21 protein-coding genes and 2 tRNA genes are annotated in these 20260 nt (G+C 57.4%); 6 read left to right on the top strand and 17 right to left on the bottom strand.

Annotated features, from left to right (window positions below; translation table 11 throughout):
* Positions 1-191: 191 nt before the first annotated feature.
* Positions 192-265 (top strand) — tRNA-Cys (locus AAC029_RS15310).
* 325 nt (positions 266-590) lie between these two features.
* Positions 591-666: transfer RNA gene (locus AAC029_RS15305), tRNA-Asn, on the top strand.
* A 147-nt stretch (positions 667-813) separates the two neighbouring features.
* Here AAC029_RS15305 and AAC029_RS15300 read toward each other — a convergent pair.
* The 17 genes from AAC029_RS15300 to AAC029_RS15220 form a co-directional block, all read right to left on the bottom strand.
* Positions 814-2103, bottom strand: a complete 1290-nt coding sequence (locus tag AAC029_RS15300) for a hypothetical protein (protein WP_158535325.1) — start codon at positions 2101-2103, stop codon at positions 814-816.
* A gap of 84 nt (positions 2104-2187) precedes the next feature.
* Entirely contained in the window at positions 2188-2622 is a 435-nt protein-coding gene (locus AAC029_RS15295; protein ID WP_035552414.1) for a DUF3018 family protein, read from the bottom strand.
* A 206-nt stretch (positions 2623-2828) separates the two neighbouring features.
* Positions 2829-3050, bottom strand: coding sequence for an AlpA family phage regulatory protein (locus tag AAC029_RS15290; protein ID WP_290479179.1), 222 nt, complete (start codon positions 3048-3050; stop codon positions 2829-2831).
* 115 nt (positions 3051-3165) lie between these two features.
* Positions 3166-3861: a hypothetical protein gene (locus tag AAC029_RS15285; protein ID WP_035552417.1), complete on the bottom strand. Its 696-nt coding sequence runs from the start codon at positions 3859-3861 to the stop codon at positions 3166-3168.
* The gene (locus tag AAC029_RS15280; RefSeq protein WP_035552419.1) at positions 3858-4238 is read right to left on the bottom strand and encodes a hypothetical protein; all 381 of its coding nucleotides are present in this window, start codon (positions 4236-4238) and stop codon (positions 3858-3860) included. Before AAC029_RS15280 ends, AAC029_RS15285 begins: the two co-directional genes overlap by 4 nt.
* Positions 4238-4735: a hypothetical protein gene (locus tag AAC029_RS15275; RefSeq protein ID WP_339749481.1), complete on the bottom strand. Its 498-nt coding sequence runs from the start codon at positions 4733-4735 to the stop codon at positions 4238-4240. The genes AAC029_RS15280 and AAC029_RS15275 overlap by 1 nt, the downstream gene beginning before the upstream one ends.
* 94 nt (positions 4736-4829) lie before the next feature.
* Entirely contained in the window at positions 4830-5348 is a 519-nt protein-coding gene (locus AAC029_RS15270; RefSeq protein WP_339749479.1) for a lytic transglycosylase domain-containing protein, read from the bottom strand.
* Positions 5349-5377: 29 nt separating this feature from the next.
* Positions 5378-8764: a MobF family relaxase gene (gene mobF, locus AAC029_RS15265; protein WP_290481865.1), complete on the bottom strand. Its 3387-nt coding sequence runs from the start codon at positions 8762-8764 to the stop codon at positions 5378-5380.
* Between the two features lie 13 nt (positions 8765-8777).
* Positions 8778-11141 carry a type IV secretion system DNA-binding domain-containing protein gene (locus AAC029_RS15260; protein ID WP_339749476.1) on the bottom strand — a complete coding sequence of 788 codons (2364 nt, stop codon included), beginning with the start codon at positions 11139-11141 and terminating at the stop codon, positions 8778-8780.
* A 4-nt stretch (positions 11142-11145) separates the two neighbouring features.
* Positions 11146-11454 carry a hypothetical protein gene (locus tag AAC029_RS15255; protein ID WP_035552430.1) on the bottom strand — a complete coding sequence of 103 codons (309 nt, stop codon included), beginning with the start codon at positions 11452-11454 and terminating at the stop codon, positions 11146-11148.
* 431 nt (positions 11455-11885) lie between these two features.
* Positions 11886-12773, bottom strand: coding sequence for a DUF2493 domain-containing protein (locus tag AAC029_RS15250; RefSeq protein WP_339749473.1), 888 nt, complete (start codon positions 12771-12773; stop codon positions 11886-11888).
* Between the two features lie 768 nt (positions 12774-13541).
* Positions 13542-13982, bottom strand: coding sequence for a hypothetical protein (locus AAC029_RS15245; RefSeq protein ID WP_339749469.1), 441 nt, complete (start codon positions 13980-13982; stop codon positions 13542-13544).
* 211 nt (positions 13983-14193) lie between these two features.
* Positions 14194-14418 (bottom strand): toxin-antitoxin system HicB family antitoxin, encoded by a 225-nt coding sequence (locus AAC029_RS15240; protein WP_035552436.1) that lies wholly within the window; start codon positions 14416-14418, stop codon positions 14194-14196.
* Positions 14415-14861, bottom strand: coding sequence for a putative toxin-antitoxin system toxin component, PIN family (locus tag AAC029_RS15235; RefSeq protein ID WP_273279171.1), 447 nt, complete (start codon positions 14859-14861; stop codon positions 14415-14417). Before AAC029_RS15235 ends, AAC029_RS15240 begins: the two co-directional genes overlap by 4 nt.
* 80 nt (positions 14862-14941) lie before the next feature.
* Entirely contained in the window at positions 14942-15400 is a 459-nt protein-coding gene (ssb, locus tag AAC029_RS15230) for a single-stranded DNA-binding protein (RefSeq protein ID WP_051602718.1), read from the bottom strand.
* A gap of 51 nt (positions 15401-15451) precedes the next feature.
* Positions 15452-15820, bottom strand: a complete 369-nt coding sequence (locus AAC029_RS15225; protein ID WP_051602719.1) for a single-stranded DNA-binding protein — start codon at positions 15818-15820, stop codon at positions 15452-15454.
* A gap of 97 nt (positions 15821-15917) precedes the next feature.
* Positions 15918-16109 (bottom strand): hypothetical protein, encoded by a 192-nt coding sequence (locus AAC029_RS15220; RefSeq protein WP_035552438.1) that lies wholly within the window; start codon positions 16107-16109, stop codon positions 15918-15920.
* A gap of 212 nt (positions 16110-16321) precedes the next feature.
* On the opposite strand from AAC029_RS15220, the gene AAC029_RS15215 reads away from it, so the two are divergent.
* Genes AAC029_RS15215 through AAC029_RS15200 form a run of 4 tightly spaced genes read left to right on the top strand, consistent with a single transcriptional unit; the run spans position 16322 to position 20225 of the window.
* Positions 16322-17527, top strand: coding sequence for an SAVED domain-containing protein (locus tag AAC029_RS15215; protein ID WP_112061875.1), 1206 nt, complete (start codon positions 16322-16324; stop codon positions 17525-17527).
* Positions 17528-18424: a hypothetical protein gene (locus AAC029_RS15210; RefSeq protein WP_146739683.1), complete on the top strand. Its 897-nt coding sequence runs from the start codon at positions 17528-17530 to the stop codon at positions 18422-18424. It begins immediately after the preceding gene.
* A complete protein-coding gene (locus AAC029_RS15205; RefSeq protein ID WP_155841860.1) occupies positions 18396-19154 on the top strand; it encodes a hypothetical protein in 759 nt (252 codons plus the stop codon). The genes AAC029_RS15210 and AAC029_RS15205 overlap by 29 nt, the downstream gene beginning before the upstream one ends.
* A gap of 3 nt (positions 19155-19157) precedes the next feature.
* Complete coding sequence (locus tag AAC029_RS15200; protein ID WP_146739685.1) at positions 19158-20225, top strand: hypothetical protein; 1068 nt, start codon at positions 19158-19160, stop codon at positions 20223-20225.
* Positions 20226-20260: the final 35 nt, after the last annotated feature.

The raw sequence follows: 20260 nt of genomic DNA, 5'->3' as shown, positions 1-20260 counted from the left end.
TGCGTGTCGACCATGATCTCACGGGCTTTGTCGTAGTTCATCTCGATTCCCTCTCGGGCTTTGTTATAGCGCGCTTTCCCTGCCCTTTAACATGGGTTTTCGGGGGCGCAATGCGCGATAAACGCACGCCGCATGAAAAGGACAGATTGCAAGCTACGAAGTTCGTTGCTAAGTGACGCGCCTTCTGGGACGGCTCTGTGGCGGAGTGGTTACGCAGCGGATTGCAAATCCGTGTACGCCGGTTCGATTCCGGCCGGAGCCTCCAGACTTTCAAATGACCACTCCTATCCGCCACACGCCTGACCAGCGCGCCCCCACAGGTGCGCCAGCACCCCGACGCCCATGATTTCGGAGTCGTAAACGCGATCCGGCAAATTTTCCCTCACACATTTGCAAACCGTTTACAGCCCGTTAACCAATTTGAGGGATTGTGTACCTGTCTTCTCATGGAGACACCCACCATCACCCAACGCCTCGGCGGGAGCTTGTCTCCCGCCTTTTTTTTGCGGAATCTGCAAGTTTTTATGACTTCGCAGCATGTGGGGGCTTGAACGGGTATTCGGGTCTGCTATTCACCCGTCTCCGGCTGTTCCGCGATAGCTCAGTTGGTAGAGCAGGCGACTGTTAATCGCCCGGTCGTAGGTTCGAGTCCTACTCGCGGAGCCACTACACCCTTATAAGCTCTTGTTATTGTTGTATTTTTACGGTGATTGAGCGCACTCACCCACCATAAAACCCACCAACGATTTTAAACGCCGGACGCTGCGAAGGAACAAACTGCATCATACTAGGTGTCAGCCTTTGCGCGGCTGTTCAAAAAAGAAGCGCGCTCGTCAGGCGACGCTTGAACGCGTCTTCGTTCTCCAAATCAGCGGGAAGGACGGAGAAAACCGGTCCAACACTATCACGCAAATGCGCTGCGATAGAAGCATCCTCGTATTGCGCCTCTACAAACAGGGACGTCGTTCGCACTTCTCCGGTTATTGTGGAAGAAACCTCTATCATGATGTCGGGGCGGACAGGACCGCCTGATGTTTCTAGAGCAAATAGCGGCATCTCCAACGAAATGCGCAAATCAGACCTTCGCTTCGCCAGCGACCATCGTATGGAATTCAAGGATTTCACAAGCGATCTGCCGAGCGTCGTCATTACCGGCATGAATTGGGTCGCACTATAAATCGGCTGCGCATACGCCCGCAGCGCGGCTAGACCGCCCTGCCCGGCACGATCCCCAATCACCGCTAGGATCAGGAAGGGGCCATCATCCACCAAGCCAATGCCCGGCGCGGTTACGACCCCGCCTTCAAGCTGAATATCCGCCCCTTCCGCGCCATGTATCGTTTCCTGTGAGGCAGACCGGGCAAACAGCGCCAGAAACCCTTGCAGTGGTGCCTCGTTGCTTGACGCTCTTTGGACCTGGCGGATCTGCGCGAACAACCGATTGCTGGTATACGCTTCCGGATGCGTCCCCAGAACCCGGGCAAGAGGAACACCTTTCGAAACCAGGACGTTCTCAGCGGCCGCGCGCAATCGCGAGAATTCCGCGGAGATGGACGGCGGCGCAGATGATTGTACCGGCGGCAGGTGATTAAGACGGGCCAATCTCATGAGACGCCAAAGCTGGCGCGCAAGCGGCGGCGGTGTGTATTGGCGTACTGAAGTGATCGACCTTAGTTGATCTCTGCCACCTGCAACCTTCCTGGCAGCCTCGTGATCTATGACCGAAAAGAACCCATCCGGTGGCCTGGCTGATGACGGTGCCCCTCGGACGCGACCTAATCCCGGTTCGGGGCGTTCCCTGAAAAACGGGCAGCTCACGGCGTGGAGCGGTCGTTTCGGCCCGACCAGTCGGCGTAAGTAATAAGTCTTGGCCGATGTTAGGTAGGCGGGTGCAATAAGCGGATAGATGTTTTCATCTGCGCGGCAATCGCACGCAAACCACTGATGGCTCTCTCGCGCGCTGCGGACTGCTTCAATGGCGCGCGTCATCTCCTCGTCGCTTGCTATTCCGGCATAGGCAGACCGAAGGGCGTTCGCCGTCTCTGCGGAGATCTCAAGATCGCCAGAAACGAGCGATCCGATATCGCGATCGATCAGACGCATGACCCATGGGCCGCGCGGAAGGAAAAATAAAGTTTCATCTTTTGATCGGCAAGCAACGTGCGCGCCAAATCCTAAGTGGCAGACCTATTTCACCTTGAATCTCGGCTCGTCTTCGTCGTCCGCGTTCTGGTCGGCAACGCGCACACGACCATCTGCGCGCATTTGGAAACATTCAAGTCCAGCCGCATCCTCAACGGTGAGGTCGTAGGTTTCGGCGATATGCCTCAAAAACTGGAGTGCGACCACGACGCCATGATAAACAGTCGGCAGTTGATATCGCTTGGTCAGCTCGGTCACCATGGGATCGGCGAGAACATGTTTCTGCATACTGGTCGCCCAATCAGCGAGCCCATCAACCCGGTTGGCGCTGTCCTGAGCTTGCACGAAATAGTCGATGGCGGCGATCTGGTCCTCAGTCAGCCAAACTTCGATTGGGCGCAGGCCCTTTTGACGCAGATGCTGTCGGCGTTCTTTAGCATGGGTTTTCGCCCGTCTGATTTCTGGCCGTTCTTCGGACATGAGGCACACCAATAGGTCGTGTTCTGCAATGGAATTTCGCCATCACCGCGCATTAACTAAACGCAATAAATGAAAGCGTCCATGCAATCATACTAAAAACTGTATCAGAATATGACATCTTATTGGAGCGCGCCGCGCAGATATCTTACCCCCTACGAAACGCCCCCATGACGGAAGAGACGAAAACCTTCGCGGTAAACACGGCCTCAAGTGCTTGGTTCACCAACCGGCCGCCCATAACCAATGGCGGGCAGCGCCTCGACCCAAGCCTCGACCTCTTCGCTCTTCCAGCGCGTCGCATTCGCACTGAGCGCGATGGGCGCCGGGAATTCACCGGATTTGACCCTTCGCCACAAAGTGGTGCGGCTTTTATATCCGGTCATCACCAGAACTTCTTTCGCGGTCAGTAACTTTACTTGCCCAGTCATCACTCATTCTCCTTGTTTGGACGGGCTCAGTGTGACGCCATGGACAAGGATGTGTCGCGCTAAAACGGAGGTAATTCGGGGGTAATGGTCTATAAACACAGGGTACTGGCAACATTCATAAGATCGCTGGCTCGATCGCTTCCAATAGTTTGTTGAGCGGCGCATATCGACCCTGATCGATTTGGCGAACTTGTTCTTTGCTGACGCCCTGCTGCTCAGCAACATGACTGCGGCGCAGTTCGGCTTTCGGGAAAGCCCGGCGATCCACAGCGCGCAAACTTGCGATTATTTCAAACCAACGCCGGACCCGGGTCTCATCATTGTTGCTTGGATCTAGTGTTTTCAAACAGGCCGCTTCAATGGCTCCTAACGCCATGTCGCTGGCTTCGGTAATGATCCAGACGCCATTGACCGTTTCCTGTGTGCGCAGCTCTGCCATGCCGTCCAGGTCCAGCACCTGTTGAACGGCGCTCATCTCTGCGCGTGTGGACGTGCTGCGCACCTCAGGCTCTTGAACCGCGCACGCCATTGTCTTGGCCTCTACCGCTTTGGGTAAAACAATCTGTCCTCTTTCGCTGGTGCATGCTTGGTGCCCAGAGGAGACGAATTCATCCGAACCATGAGCATGCGGGTCGCTGGCGAGCTCTGGATTTCCGGATACGTATCGTAAAGCCAATGCTGCGATCCCAAGACAGATCGCATAGCCCATAAGCACTGCCCCGCCGCCCGCGCCTATGCCATATAACAGTCCGAGCGCGCCGGCGCTTGCACTCATAATAAGCGAAAGGATGAGGATGCAGCGGATATTCATGCTAGCATTCCGACTAGGCCAATCCCTGCTAGATTGAAGAGGCCATGAGCGATGAGGGCGATCGCAAAGACGAGCCAGACGCCCGCGCCGCGTCGCTGCCGGGCCGCCGTCCAAAAGGTCAGCGCGATATGGAGCGCGGCTCCACTGGTCAAGGCGACAAGCAATAGTATGATCGCCAATTGATCGCCGACTTCAGCCCGTGCCGCAGGAAAGAGTGAGAGATCATACAAGAGCTCTCCAATGACGAACACCGCGGCCAAGGATAGAACAACCCGTCGCCGCCGTCCGCGATCCCCCAAATAGAAGAGATAGCTCGACCGGATGGCTTCCTCACAGAAGGCCGGCACCAAAGCGCTTGCGAGAAATCCGGTCGGCATCAGCTTATCCCCCCTTTCGCCGCTTTCAGCTTTAGGGTTCCGATCACGCCCCAGACAATGGCTGCGGGGAGCGCGATCAGCATGCCTGGAAGAGACACGACGAAAGACAAAGCGCCAGTGATTGGGGTCAACCAGGATGGAACACGGTCAGCCAACCTCCCTTCAGTGAGGAAATCCTGACGCGATGGGACAAGATGAAAAACGCTGAACGCCATCAGAGCCGGCAGGACATAATCATCGGTCATCGTCCAGCTCAGCCAGATCAGAGCCATCAGGGTCGCGAGAATTAGGGTCTGCATGAGCGTGACGAGCCGTAAATCCTCGACTTTGGGCGGGCTTTCACTGTCCATGAAATAGAGCCCATATGTTCGGGCAATGGTTCTTGAACTCACTTCAGTGAGCGAGACTGAGAATCTCTCACGCAGCCAATCTGATCCGTGAACATGGCGAAACGGCCAGCGCGCCACATAGGCCGTCATGGCAGCGATCGCGGCCAAAGGGCGATCTGGCGGATGCGAGGTGTCGGTCATAAGGGGCTCCTTTGCGTGAGCGTTGCGGGAAGGCATGGCGAAGACAGGCGTGGGGAACGGGTCATGAGGCGTCCCCGCTCGAAGCGCTGCGAAGGACGAGCACGCGCGCGACATAGTCCTGTGTTTCAGGATAGCTCGGCACGCAGCGGCATCGATCGACCGCAGGCTCGCCGGCATTATAGGCGGCGAGCGCGAGGCGTTCATCGCCGCGATATTTGCTCAGCAGAACACGTAAGTGCCTGGCGGCGCAGTCAATGTTCTGGACGCGGTGGAAGCGATTTGTGACCCCGCACCAATTGGCGACGACGGGCATCAGCTGACCAAGCCCGATCGCGCCGTCTTCTGAAACCGCGCCTGGATCATAGGCGCTTTCCTGAGCGACGAGCGCGCGCAATAGATCAGCATCAACGCCATGCAAGTCAGCAGCGCGCTGAATAAGCGTGAGCACCGATGGCAATCGTTCTGGCAATGCTGCTGGCTGCGCGCTGGGCCGGGACAATGGCGCAAGGTCAGCAGAGGCGAACGCCCCCTCCACCCACCACGGCCTGATCGGTTCAGCGAATGCCTGAGCGGCGCTCATCCAGAGAGCGAGAGTGATCAAAAGCACTTTCAATCTCCCACCTCCCGATCAGGCTGCAGGTCCGGGGTGACTTCGTCTTCAAGTTCGAGTTCGTGATCGCGGTCGAGATCGGCGGGCCGCTCCTCCGACATGGGCGTCTCAGACGCGCCGCCGCCGGGTGTGCCCTCCGCTCTATCTTCGCGGACACGAGCGCCCATGTCCGGCTCTGCCGGTGATTCGTCGAAATCGGGGTTGGCGTGTTGGCGCGCCGCGTCCATTTCGGTCCGGGCCCGGTCGATAAAGTGTTCGACTTCGAGATGATCCATAGCCGTATGGGCGCTCATCTGGATGCCGGGATTGTGCGCCACGGCGTCCATCGCGCGCTCAAGGCTGTCCGTGATGATACTGAGCGCTTCTTTGGCGCGCGATCCAATGACGTAGAGATTGGCGAAAGAGGTCATGATGGACTGGCTATGAAAGCCCGCCAAAACGCGGAGCGCGCTGAGGCCCTGAGCGGCATAGACGGTGCGCGAATAATCATGATCGATCATCATGGCGGTGGTGGACCCGGCTTGCAGACGCAGCGTCCGGGTCTCTCCAGCGGTGTCCTCGCCCGGCTCGGACACCCGCCCGGTGACTTCCAGGCCGCGCCCGTCTTCGCCAGTGATCGTCAAATCGGTCAGCCCGTCAGCGAGATTGCGGGGATCGCCGGGAAGAATTCGGATACGGTCACCGATTGCGAACGCGGCGCTGGTTTCACGAAAGACTTCAAATCGAGGCAGCTTTGAACGGCCATCCGACAGGGACAGCGTATGAGGCTCGCCCTTCGTATCGCGCAAAGCCAGCTGGTTCGCGTCCCGGTCGACCTGGTCCACGCTGAAGCGGGCGCCAGGCCGCGCCCCGATACGTCTCACCATTTGGGAAAAGACAAGCACATCCCCGCTGGAATAGTTTCCGGCGCGGTCTTTTTCAGCCTGCCCCATGGGTTTGGGCCTTAAGACCTGCCGGTCTTTGTCCTCGCCAATGATTTCGCCTTCTTGCTTGAGCGTTTGGCGAACTTCATCATGAAAGAGCGCCCGCAATTCATGGGTTGGAAACACGACGAGGGTTTCGGCGCGCTCTTGTGGCGACAGCGCCTGCCATTTCCCGGCAACGCTGGCCGCGATGGCTTGAAGCTGCTCCGCGCGGCTGTCTTTATCCCTTGCCCGCTCAAGTCCGAGATCTGTAATCGCATCGGCTTTTGTCCAAGCTGCGACCGCTTTGGAAAGCCGTGTCGTCACATCACGCGGTCCGCCGATTGGCTTATAGGTATTCGGCGCGCCCGAAACGGGCTTCGCCCCAACCAACTGTTCAATCGCCTCGCGAAGATCTGGATTTGTCTGGCGAACAATGTCGGACAGGGTGACGGTAAAGCCATGGCTCAGCTTAGAAATAAGATCGGGCACATTGCCTGCGGGAATGGCGGGTAATTGATCGCGGTCGCCTTGGGCCACAAAGCCGCGCACGCCTAACTTATCAGCGATCGCCATGGCGGCTTCCATGTCGGCGTTCCCGGCAAAGGACGCTTCATCAAACAGCAAGACCGTGTTTTCCCAATCGGCCTTGTCTTCGCCTGTCGGAAGCACGCCGGTATGAAAGTAGCGGGTGAAGCGCGACAGGAAGGAGGCTGTGGTGCGCGCTTCAATCCCCTGCGCGCGGACTTCGTCACGGGCGGATTTGGTATTGGCGACGCCGTAGAGGCGCACATGGCCAGTCGCCTTTGTATTACTTTTCAGGATGCTTTGCGCCGCCCGCAGCGCGGTTGTCTTGCCCGTGCCAGCAACGCCTTGGACCGAGACGAACCGATCTTTGGAGGACAAGATCGCGGTGACCAGCTGGCGCTGCCCATCTGTCAGCTTGTGGGCATCCGCCTCATAGGCATGGATGGCCCGTTGAGCGGGGTCTGGCGCAAGCACCGGAACCGACTGGCCTTTGCCCCTTTCAGTATGTTCGTGAATCCTTTGCTCGCGTTCCAGCTCGAGACCGGTTGCGGTGTAGAGGGATTTACGATCCCGCCCGACGACAAGCAGGCCTTCGGAAACAAAGTCTCGCGCCGCACCTAGAACTTGCGTCTCAGTCACGCCGGGCAAGTCTTCATTCAGGCCCGAGATCAAAGTCGGCAAGACCACATCGTGCAAAGTGAAAGCGGCCTGGCGTTCAGAAACCCTACGGATTTGATAAGCGAGTTCATGGCGCGCCGCGAGGCGTGTGGCAGGATAGTCTTCGGGGGGCCGAAAAACATCGGGGCGCGGTCTGCTATCTGAGAGCTGAGGCGCCGGATAGCCGGTCCGGGCGTATTTGTCGGTGCTGCGCGACTGATCGCTCAGCTGCGCCCAGATCTCGGTGATCGCGGCGCCTGCGAGCCGCACCAAGCGCTTCGCAAAGCCCGGCGCGTCGCCCGGTGGCGTTGATGACGGCTCTCCGGGCGTTTTGCCCGACTGCTCCGCGAGCGTCTTGGCGACAAAACCCAGCAAGGCGCCATCGACGCGGGCGGCCATGGCGTCTTTCAAAGAGAGATGCGTATCTGGCACCAGAGCACGGATTTGATCCGGCCCAAATCCTTTGGCCTCGGCAACGGCTTTGGCATGGGTGAGAAGATCAGCTGTATCGGGCGATTTGGCCTCGCGTGTCGCCCGCACCACAGCGACCTCCCCCTGGCGCGTCGCAACGCCGAGCCGATCGATTTCCGAGCGAACTTCGTCGCGGCGGGTCGACAGGGCCTCGCTGACCGCGCCTAGGCCCTCGGGCGCGTTCTCCAACACGGCCATGCCTTTATCATCAAGTCCAACCTGATACCCGTCGCGCCGCGCCGTATGCGCAAAATTGGCATGCACATATTGGCCAATCAGTTTGGCGTGCTTGTAGGCGTGCTGGAGATCGACCGCGCGCAGCTTGCCCCGCTTGGTCACCCCGATGGCGGACGCCACCATATGGACATGGATGGACGGCTCATTGTTGCGATTGGCATCATGCAGGAACGCTCCTCCAATTAGTCTCGCGCCGACCACATCGCGCGTGACGCCTTTCACGGTCTCTCGATAGGTGGCGAACCGTTCGACATAATCAAAGGCGCGCTTTGCGGCGGTCTGCCAATGGGCGGCAAGACGTTTGTCCTCACCGAGCGTGATCAGAACTGACGCCCATTTTGGCGCTGAAATGGTCATGTCCCAGCCTTTGCGCACGCCGGATAGCACACGGACAGGATCGCTGCCCGGCTTTGGCACCTCGCCATTCATCAACTGTGTGAACGCTGCCGGATCGACCGGCCCTTTCAAACCGATCGCCGCCGCGCCTTGCCCGACCCAATTTGAAGGCGCTTCGCCGCCGAGATAGTAATTGGCCTGGGTGCCATAATAGCCCCCGGCATCATCTCCTTTGACCTGAACGATATTGAACATGCCGATAGCCTTCTCAGAGATCCGGCTCATCAGGCTCAAGCGCGATGTCGATCTGATCGCGCCCCACACTGTCTCGCATATGACGCGCCGCCATCAGCTCGCGTTCACGCTCCAACCTTGCTTCATGGGCTTGGCGTCGCTTCTCTTCAGCCGCTTCATCCTCTTCCAGAATGGATTGAAGGATTTGCGGATCATCCGACAGGGTCAGCGTTTCACCAGCTTCTTGCGCCATGCCGCCGCTCGCAGCTGCGTCGCCCTCGTGTTGCTCCTCAGAGGCGTCCTCAGGGGTCCCGCGCGCGCCCTGTTGAGACAGGCACGCTTCAGGGCCTGAAGCGCTTCCCGCCCGTCTCAGGCGATGTAGACGGCGTTGATGGGCGGCGTCATGGGAAAGCAATGCGGCGGCAGCAGGATCGAGTGGTGCCTGGGCGTCCGACTCTGAGGGTTGCGGCCCGGATGGTCCCTCATCTAACGGAGCCGGACCGACCTCGCTGCCATGCTCGGGGCCCGGGTCTTCTGGCAGCGAAGGGAGCACCAAAGTGCCATCCGATGCCACATCCACACCACCTGGCGGCGTGACCGGCGACGGCGGGGTTTTGCGCAAGAGGAAACCCGGTGCGCAGGGGTCGCCCTGAAAGGGCGCGATCGTGATCGAGGCCACTGGAAAGGCTTCCGGATAGGACAGGAAGCCGTGCAGGTCGGGGAGCTTAAAGATTTGTTCTGGCAGCACGATATGGGTGAGCTCGGTCCGAGAATGCACGCCGATGGCGTCACGGACATCATTGGGGCCATAGGTCATCGATTGTTCGGCGCGCAGGGTTTCGGCCTGACCAATCCAATCTGCACAGTCGCGGGCATTGTGATAATTGCCGGTGCCATAGATCACTTTGGTTCGGCAGAGCCCGGTAATCGCTTGAGTGAGGTCGGCGCCATAACGATCCCGCACCAGAGCCGGGTCCTGCACACCAAGCACGAAGGCGCCGCCATATTGACGCGCTTCCTGAAGGCCCTCGACCAGCGAAGGGATCGCGTGCAACGCGGCGAACTCGTCCAAAATGAACCAGATCGTCCGGCCGGGTTTTCGTTCCTGGCTGAGCAGTGATTTGATCGCGGTATCAAACCAGAGCGTGATCAGACCGCGCATGGCTTTCATCTGATCGGACCGGGCCGAGAGGAAGAGACAATTCTCGGCATGATCATCGCCAATCCATTCGCGGATTGAGAAGGGGTTTTTGTTGGCCACCGGCAAAAGCGTCAGGGGCCGGATGCTGGGCGCGAGTACGGCCATAATGTTGCCGCTGGTCTTGCCAAGATCGCCTGAGATCGAGCGCGCCGCGAGTGTGCCGGCGAAGAAGGCGTTGAGCTGGCGTTGATTGGCCTTGAGCAAAAAGTCGATCACTGTGCGCGTCTCCGTCACGCCTTTCGCCTTGAACTTAGCGAGCGCGGTGGCGAGGACTGAGCGGGCGCTTTCTGGCCAGAACCGGTCTTGCGATTTGTCGTCGGGAATAATGGCATGGGCCATCGTGTCGAAATCGGTATCAACCTCTGCTTCGGCAATCATGGACCAGGGCGCGCAGCGGGCATCCAGCGGGTTTAGAATCCGGTCGTCAGAGCGCTCATTGTAGAAGCGTTCAATGAAGGCGCCGGTCTTGTCAAAGATGATGGCGCGGTCACTATTCGCCCGGATCTGCGCCATTAAGTCGAAAAGGAATTGGCTCTTTCCGGTGCCCGTCGTGCCAGCGACCATGACATGGCGGTGATGTGCCCCGAGCGGCATTGCTACCCCGGCGAGACGATAGGGTTTGTTGCCTGCAAAAAACGGCTTGGTGGCGAGTTTGGCATTCGATCGCGAGACCAGGTGATCCAAGTCCTTGGCGCTGACCACTTCCGCGCCGCGTGTGCGACGTTCCTTGATCAAATCTTGGCCAAACTTTTTGAACCAGATGAAAAGGAAAATCATCGCCGTCACGGCAAGGCCGAGCGACACCCAGAACGCGTCCGTGGCGGCGCTCGCCACCCGTCGCCAGCCGGCGCTGACAGACGGGTCGGCGAGGCACCATTTCAGTTCGATATTGATGCGGCTGCCATCGGGTTTGGGACAGGAGAAAATCTGGTCCGGATTGGCATTCATGGCTTCCAGGATTTTGATATGGGTGAAGCTCAGAAAGCTATTCCGGTCGACGCCATCTGTCGTCCAGAGCACCCAGGCGGTGAACACCACAAAGCCAAGCCCAAGCGAGACCAAGAGCATGATCTTGACCAGATGGATGGTCTCGCGGACTTGTAGATTGATGGTCTGGCCGCCGCGCACAAACCGGTCCATCGGCGTGCGCATCCAATTGTTGGTCGTGTCATGTCTCGGGGAGTGACGGTTACTCATCGGATCAACGCCTCGCCTTGTGCTCAATCGCGCGCAACCTGGCAAAGTGCTCGGCCTCGCCGATCCGCTCCGCTTCGACGTCGGAGAGCATCATACGAACGAGTTCATCCAAGATGAGCAGCCGATCGACGACGAGATCTAAAGTCTCCTCGACCGAACCCTTATGGATCGCCTCGTCGAGGATCCGGCGAGCCACCACAGACGGTGACAGACCTTGCTGGGCGGCATAGCGCGCCAGCACCGAATAGGTCTTCGCCGAGGCGCGAAACATGATGCGATTGGCGTTCCCCGCCGGGATTTCCTGGACCGCCATTACATAGACCGCCCACTGTTTTTATTAAGTTTTTTATTGCTATGCAAAGTCGTCGACAGACCGTCGACACTGCCCAAAACGTCTAATGTTTTGATTTCGCAACAAAAACAGGCCCGAAAGGGCACTGTGTCTTGTGCATTCCTCCAGACACCGCGACGGCGGCAACCCACTCGGCGCTGCAAAACAACGCACTGAGTCGAGGGTTTTTCAAAGCGTTTCAAAGATATTGGAAAGGTAATTGTCTGGGTCATCTACAGTTCTCCTCAAAGGTGAGAACCGGATGGAAAGCCCGCGACGTCAGCCCCCTTAAGATGCCGACGGGGCCGGATTTGTCAACTCTATAGTCAGGGCGCACCCGGCGAGCGACCGAAAAAGAAAAGCGCGGCGCAGCCCTGATCGGGCCACGCCGCGCCTAGTCTGCGAGGGTGATTTCAGCTCGCCAATCCGCATCGTTTGACGGGCAATCCCATCTTGCGTGCGGTCTCTACGGCATGCCGTGTGAAGGCCGATTTTTCACTGAAGACCAAGACCCCTTTGGGGGCTTCAGACAGCATGCGCTCGTTGCGCCGGAAGTAGCGGTCAGAGGCATGACCTTCGAGTTTATAGATCACCACATCCACGCCGTTTGCCTTAGCCCAGGACATGGCGCAGGCATCCGCGCCGGTCTTCTGACCGGTCAGCAAAAGCGCCATACGCCCATGCTTGTTTTTGACCTTGTCGAGCACGGTAGCAACCTTGGTATAGTCACTGTCATTTCGGTCCCCGAACAGGGCGATTTTCGCGCCCTCAATGACCCGGCCTTCGGCGGCCAAGATCTTCCGAGACCGGGAGAAATCCCGGGCGTCAATCATGGCCGATGTGATGATCTTTGAGGACGGCCTGGACCCGTGCATGGGACGCCATAATGTGGCGCATCTCGCCTCGTAGGTTGAGGCCCCCGCATCGCGCATCACCGACACCGCCTCCACCGCGTTTTGCAGCGCGCGAAGTCGGTCTGTTTTGCGTTCCAGTTCGACGCTCATGACTTCTGAATAGTCCTGCGCCGCGGCCGCCTCTTTCATGTCAAGCTCGGCCCGATCGGCCTGCTTTTCCAGACCTTCAATCGTGCGGTGAAGCACGTCTGTCCAGCCTTTCAAAATCCGCTCCAGCGACCCAGCCAGCGGGCCGTCTTCGAGCGCATCTGCAAGTTCGCCATAGGCGGCGCTGACAATATGGATCAGCGCCTCATCGGGCGGGATCGCCCCGGCGAAGTCTTCTATGCCTGGCGGGTTTTGCATCGCTGCCAGCACGCCGACCAGGACATCATTTTGCGTTTCCATTGGACATCTCCTTTTAGTTGGAAAACACCCCGTCTTCGGATTTCGAAAACAGTGGACACCCCTCACCCAAGTGCGCAGACAGCCGGGTCAAGGACGCGCCAAAGGCGCGCTTCGCTGTGGGGGAAACGATTTTTGGGAGCCTCCGCCGATCGCGCCGCCAGGCCCTGTTATCTCCTGCAGGCGCGTATCCTAAGTCCGCGCTGATCAGGCTGATCGGAGGATCACAAAAATGGTGGGGCCCCGCAGTCCTTGAGGCGGCGCTGCTGCACCTTGGTAGACTACCACCACAGTTGAGAGAGAGACCATCCGATGGGCCCGCGCCCGGGACTTGGGCCGCATGGCCCAGCCCGGTTAACAGCGCGGAAGCAGCCCGTCGGATTCAGTTGAAAAAAGCCGCGTCTGCGGCTTGTCAGTGTCACTCACAATCCTTGTGCGTGGCCTTCACAGGCTTTGCCGGTCTGCGCCACGCGCCCGCGCCAGCCGAGGCAAAGCCGAGGGCATGATCGTTACCCGCAGGGACAAGACCCGCGCAGGCGGGGCTTGGGGCGCGTCAGCGCCTAGAGCACGGCCCGGAGCGAAGCGCAGGGAGGCGTCCAGCCCATGATGGAGATGCACGAGGCAACCACGCTATGAATGAACCGCAGCGCTCATCACCAATTTGGCACCCCGCTAAGACCAACCTACCCTCAGCTCAAAAAGCGGGCGAACCCGTCAGACCATGTGCACGAGCCGGGCGGGCTACCGTTTGGTTATACGCGCGGTTCGTGTTTAACTGAGTGGGCCAGTCTCAAGGCGCTCATGCCAGATCAGCGCAGCCTGATCGAGGCGGTCCATGTCGCCCTCTTTCAAGAGATCGATCACATGCCTGAGGCCGTCTTCATCCGGAACCGGCTGGATCAGGAACAGCCAGGCGAGATTGTGATAACCCTTGCAAATCTCATTGATCACATGGGCCATGCCGGGGATGGCGGCGCGCCGGTCCATAAGCGTATCGACGGGAATACGAAACTGATGGGCTGAATTGCGCAAGGCGAGCAATTTGCCTTCCCCGATCCATTGCAAGATCACCGTCTGCGGCAGGCAGAGCAAGATGGCGGCATCCTTGATGTCCAGGAGCGTAAGGCCTGGATAGATATCCGCCCAATCGCCTGTTTTGATCAGACGGGCGGCTTTCTCCTCCAAAGGGCCCATCTGTTCAATGCCCATCACTTGCCCCGCCTCCGTGTCTACATGCGCCCATTCGTAGACCTGACATGCCCGCCGCGTCGACTTAACTCCGGTTCAGTATCGCAAAAAGGCTCAATGCCTAGATGATAGAGATCGCAAAAGATGAAGACGCCCATTCAGCCATGAAAAACTCATATCCACTCCACGCAAAGAGCAGACCAAAAGCACCGGTGACACCTCGGTATCTGAGCGGCTAATCAGTTTTGTAATGCTCGTCCAAGCGCGCTAAAATGCGCAAGCGCTCAGCCGCATTTCCGCGCGCTGCGCGGGCTCTGAAGCGCACTTCGGTATCGGCTTCAGCGATCACCCGAGCGGTGAGTTCTTCAAGCAATTTATTTAGACTGACGCCTTTGGCGGCGGCGAGGTCTTTCAGACGCTCATGTTGGGTGTCAGGCAGACGTAATGTAATTGTGCTCATGATTGGCTCCTAGTCTCCAGATAGCCGCCCGCGGTGACGACATTTAGGCCTTCAAAGACGAGGTCTGCGCGGGCGAAATCCTTTGTGTTCGCCGTTATGATGGCTTCGGCGTTTGCAGCGACGGCAAGTTCGATCAAATGATTGTCTCCTTCATCAGGCAGGTTTGGGCGCCACAAATAGTATATGCTCCGCCATTCAGAAACGCTGAGCAAGGCATCAAGAAGCGTGTCGATATCGCCTCGCGTGGCCGGGGCTGACGCAAAAAGTCGGTCTCGCGAGAGGACGTCTTCATATTCCCGCAAAAGCGCATTGCCAAACACAGGAACAATCTGACGCTCCAATGCAAGGCGTAATACCGCTCGCGGCGCGCCGCGAGCATTCATCCGCGCAGGCACGAAGATATTCGCATCAATGACAACGCGATCCATAAAAATCGACGGCATATACGACGGCAATCATCAAACAAAAGTTCCATGCGAGCAGCCGCCCGCGAAAGCGGGCGGCTGCCTTAGGGTGTTAGGGACTAGAACGGAATTTCGTCGTAATAGTCCGACGTCGAACTTGCGGCCTCGTTGGTTTCGGTACCGGACGTGGAATCATCGCCGGGCAGATCTTCGGATCCGTAGGATGAACCCGCGCCCACCTTGTCGAGCAGGTCGATCCGATCGGCGACGATTTCGACGCCGAACCGTTCAATGCCGTCCTGATCGGTCCAGCGGGTGTTTTGCACCCGCCCCATGATTTGAAGGAAAGACCCCTTCTTCACATAAGGCTGAACGAGTTTTTCGACATAGGCCTCGCCCCAACAGATCACAGAGAACCATTCGGTATATTCTACGATCTCCCCGCTTTCCTTCTGGAATTTGCGGGTTGTGGCGATCCGGAACCGGGCGCGTGTGGCTTTCTGTTCCGGAGCGATACTGATTTGCGGATCTGCGCCGACATAGCCGTCGACGACGAAGACATTAATATCACCAGACATGGGTGATCTCCTCTTGAGTTGAATTGGGTTGAAAAGCGGGATGCAGCGATCTCACGCCGCATCCTGGTCGGTTGAGCTGCGCGTCATTGGCGCGGGCCGCTCCAGCAGTCTCAGATCGTCAATAACGACTTCAGTGCTGTAACGGGTGACCTTGTTCTGATCTTCCCAGCTACGGGTCTGCAGCCGGCCACGGATGCGCAGCCGCTTGCCCTTAGAGCAAAAGGGCTGGATCACCCGCGTGATCAGCTTTTCATTGAAAGTGACGAGATCGAAGCCTTCGACCTCCTCCACCCAATCCTCGCCTTTGCGATAGCCCCGCGTTTGCAGCACCCGCAAATTGGCGACAGGGGTTCCTGCGAGGGTGGACCGGATATCCGGGTCCCGCGCCAAGCGCCCTGAGAGGATGAATTCTTGAGACATGGTGTCTTCTCCTAGTGTTGTGGCCGGAAGGGACTGTTCCCCGCCGATCCACTTCCAAAAGGCGAAGCCCTTTCCTGTTGGATGGTGCCGCCATCATTTAAACCGGCGGCGGCTCCGAACGCTTGAAGGCGGGCCTGACGGCGATGATTGCGAATACCAGGTGACCTGTCAGATGGAACGCGGCGACCATCGGGTCGCAGGAGCGCTCACGCGTCAGCGTGAAGCTCGGGTCTTTCCCCTCCCCCACGCTCCGGCGGGCATCCCCATCACTCAGAGAGGCGATTTTCATCAGCGACTGCGTGTTTTTCTCTGCCGGCTCTGGACCGTTTCTGAGCCCTTATTATCCGTTGCCATCTCTTTTCTTTCGCCAACAAAATCGCTCGGTCTTACTTGCTTCTACCACGCAAAAGCACAAAGAGTGAACATTTTTCACCACCAGGTCTTGTATGAGAAGGTATGTGAAACCACATCATATTGCGGCATACGTAAGGGAAACTGCTGATGGCGATTTCGAGTTCAGTCTCTGGTTCTCCAGAATCTGCTGCAACAGATATTGAGCCACCTTGCGTAACGCCAACTCGTGCCATTTCACACCGCACCAGCACCATTCTCTTCGTTCGCGCCGGCGGTCGTTGCCAGCGCCGGGGCTGCAATGCACGTCTATTTGAACATCACCTCTCCAAACAACCTGGCAACTTTGCTGACCGTGCGCACATTGTCGCCTTCTCTGAAGGCGGTCCCAGAGGAAATGACGGTCCAAGACCTCCTGATATAAATGAAGTCGATAACCTCATGGCCTTGTGCAAGGCCTGTCACAAGGAGATCGATGATCACCCTGAATGGTTTTCTCGGCACGATCTGAGAGCGATGAAAGACGAACACGAACGCCGTGTCGACGCCGCGCTTGATGCATCACCAGATCTTGCTTCCCACATCATTTCGTTCGCTGCGCCGATTCGTGGATTCCGGATCGCAATTCCCCGGCAGGATATGTTTTCGGCTATTCTTCCGCGTCATGCGTTTGATGGCTTGCAGACCTCAATCGATCTTGGGGCATTGACCGGATTGGATGAGCAAGAAGATTTGCTATCTATCGCCTGCCGACGCATCGATCGGGCGGTCTCTTCCGCTTACGGCACCGCCGGTCCTGTAGAAGCGGCGGGACATGTCTCACTCTTCGCGATCGGCCCAATTCCCTTGCTCACCTTTCTGGGAGCGCAGCTCGGAGATAAAGTAGCGGTAGACTTATATCAGCGCCACCGCGACACTGAGGATTGGCGCTGGAAGCCAGACACTGCATTCGATCCGATTGGCTACTGTCTGGAATATCTGGAAGATCGAGGCGAAGATGCGCCTGTGGCCATTCTGCTCTCCCTGAGTGGCAAGATCGATATGGGGACGCTACCGGCCGAAATCTCTGAAACTCACACAATCTATGAGATATCCCTGAAGGATGTGGATCCCACGCCCACCTTCCTCAACTGCGCGCGGGACCTCATCGCGTTTCGAACCTTTTGGCACGAGACGCAGTCCAAGATCGCCGCCCGGCATGGCGATGACCAACCCATCTCCATTTTCCCGGCGGTCCCAGCGCCCATTGCTGTATCGATCGGCAAAGATCGTCTGCCGAAAGCCCGCGCGCCACTTCGCCTTTATGACAATGACACCGCCAAAGGCGGATTCACATTCCAGATGGAGATAGACTAAATGAGCAGGACGTCAGACCTACAAGCCTTATTGGAGGCGCAGCATATTTCGCCAGACAGCCGCGAAATGGCTGAGCTTCAGAATCACCGAGCGGGTGTCGAAGCGGCTATTCGCGCGGCATTCCACGGAGCCAGTATTTCGATCCAATATGGTGGATCTAAGAAGAAAGGCACGATGATCAAAGAGAGCTATGATCTCGACATCATCGTGTATGCTTATCATGACGAAACCCGCTTAGGCGAGAATCTTTCCGACATTTACAACAATGTCGCTACGGCGTTGTCGCCGGACTATTTCGTTCATCCCAAGACAAGTGCGCTACGTCTCTATGCCAAAGCCGATGGCGCGCGGGGCGACCGTTTGCACATCGATGTGGTTCCTGGGCGATATGTGGATGAGAGTCGAGGCGACGCCTATCTGCATCAGAATAGCGGCCAGAAATCGCGTCTGAAAACCAATCTCCAAACCCATGTCGATCATATCAAGACTAGCGGCGTTATCGGTACGTTGAAACTCGGCAAGCTCGCGCGTGTGCGCTACGATCTCGATATCAAACAGTTTGCGCTCGATCTCGTCCTTATCGAACTCTTGAAAGGCAAAACCGCAGAATCTCTAGATCAACAGTTTACCCATGTGCTCCAGATCATCGCTGACCGGTCGACCCCAATCACGATTGAAGATCCCGCCAACCCTGCTGGAAATGATCTGTCAGGATTGTTGGACACACAAGTGTGGTCAGAGCTCAGAAATGTCGCGACCACCATGTTGAACCAGGCCGACTCGGGCGGATGGGGGCTTGCTTTTGGCGAAGCCGAAAATCTCGGTCCCGCAAGTGCGGCTATCATAACCCGAGCGGCAGAGACCGTTGATGCGCCGACAAAACCTTGGGCGAGATAATCGCCCCCGGCGATGGTGGAAGATACGCCCGAGCGCCCTCGACGACATTACCACCGCTTTAAGCGCTCAGCCCTTGCTGAGGCTGACAGAGGTCGATGGCAAATTAATACTAAAGGGCATGTTCGGTGTAAAAAGCGAGGGACAGACCGTCGATAGTTTCCCGGTTCGCATCCACTTTCCCGGCAACTATCCACACGGGTTGCCGATCGTAGAAGTTTTGGGTGAGCGCATTCCAACTTCGCCAGATCGACACATAAACTCCGATCGTTCTGCGTGTCTGTATGTTCCCGAAGAGTGGCTTGCCCACCGGCCTGATGATCGTTTCCTCACCTTTCTTAGAATTCCCGTGCGAAACTTTTTCCTCGGGCAGCTCTATTACGAAACGCACAAACGGTTTCCACCGACTGGAGAGCGCCAGCATTATGGCGCGGGTCTGATTGATGCATATTCAGATATCCTGGGTGTTCCTGCCAAGATCAACGAGATTCATTATTGGCTCCGTATCCTGGCCAGCAATCGCTCAAAAGGTCATTGGAAATGCCCTTGTGGATCTGGAAAAATCGTTCGGCAGTGCTGTAGACAGCTTGTTTTCGACAAGCAGCAAAACACCCCTGTTTGGCTGGCGAAACGTATGAAACGTGAAATATTAAAAGAGCTTGAGCACCGAAGGCAAAAACGCACTCGTCGGCGGGTTGATGACCAGAAGCGCGACGTCAGAGAGGCTGCGTAGAATATGAGGGTTGAACGAAGAGGAAAAATTGAGCCGCTTACGCCGCGTTGGATATTATTCCTGCGCGAGGCCATGGGCGGCGTCGACTTGGACGCCATTCAATCCTCCGAGGTTCTGCGCGCGGACTTTGCCTGTCTGTCTGGCTTGATCGCACTGGAGATCAAATCCCTTGAAGAAGACGGGACCGAGCGCATGGACAACCTGACGGATGAACTTCGTCAGCGTCCCGATTGGCCGGAATTCCTTGGAAGCGCACCGGTTCAAGCCATGACCCGTCATATGGATGACCCAGAAGCGGTGAACGCAAAATTCGTAAACCGGATCGGCCGAGCGATCGTGAACCATCTAAAAAAGGCCAACAAACAATTGGGGGCGCATCAGAACAATTTCCCGCGCAAGAACCTTGTCCGACTGATGCTGCTCATCAACGAAGATCATGAACTGTATGAACCCGCGCTCATTGCGCACATCGTACAGCGCGCATTGAAGCGGACAAAGGATGGACGCCCGCTATACCCCAATATTGATACGGTAATTTTCACAAGTGAACGACATGCGACGGTCAAGAATGGCCAAGTCGTCTTTCCGCTCATCGCGGTTGAGGGTTCTGGACTCGAAACAGACATTTGGAAAAGAACGATTGTCGATCATTTGTTCGAGCGCTGGGCGAACTGGACACATACGCCAACCTACAAAGGCAATCCTAAAGACGTAGCCTTCACCACCCTGGATCACGTTCCCGAAAAGATGGCGCGCCAAGATTTGTGGCGACTTCAATATCGCCGCCGCCCATACATGGCGCATATAAGTGATGAAGACCTGAGAGACCGCTTCGATGAAGCAATGGCGACGTCGATGCTCACCATGCACAAGCATGCGCCTGTCAAACCCTCAATCGCGGTAAGAGACCAAGCGATCATTTTGTTCACCCATGTGATGATGGAAATGAGCGAACGGGGCATAACCGCCCCGAAATTTGCACTCGAATCTAAACGATTGGTCGCCGCCGCAGGGCGGCTTAACATGCCGCCCCCGGTTGTGACTTGGTTTGAAAGCATGGACAGACGTTGAAGACTTCTGTCTTTGCAAAAATAGGCCAAGGTAAG

The organism is uncultured Maricaulis sp., assembly GCF_963975345.1.
Taxonomy (GTDB): domain Bacteria; phylum Pseudomonadota; class Alphaproteobacteria; order Caulobacterales; family Maricaulaceae; genus Maricaulis.
The sequence above is the reverse complement of the archived record's forward strand: the minus strand, read 5'-3'. Positions and strand labels throughout refer to the sequence as shown.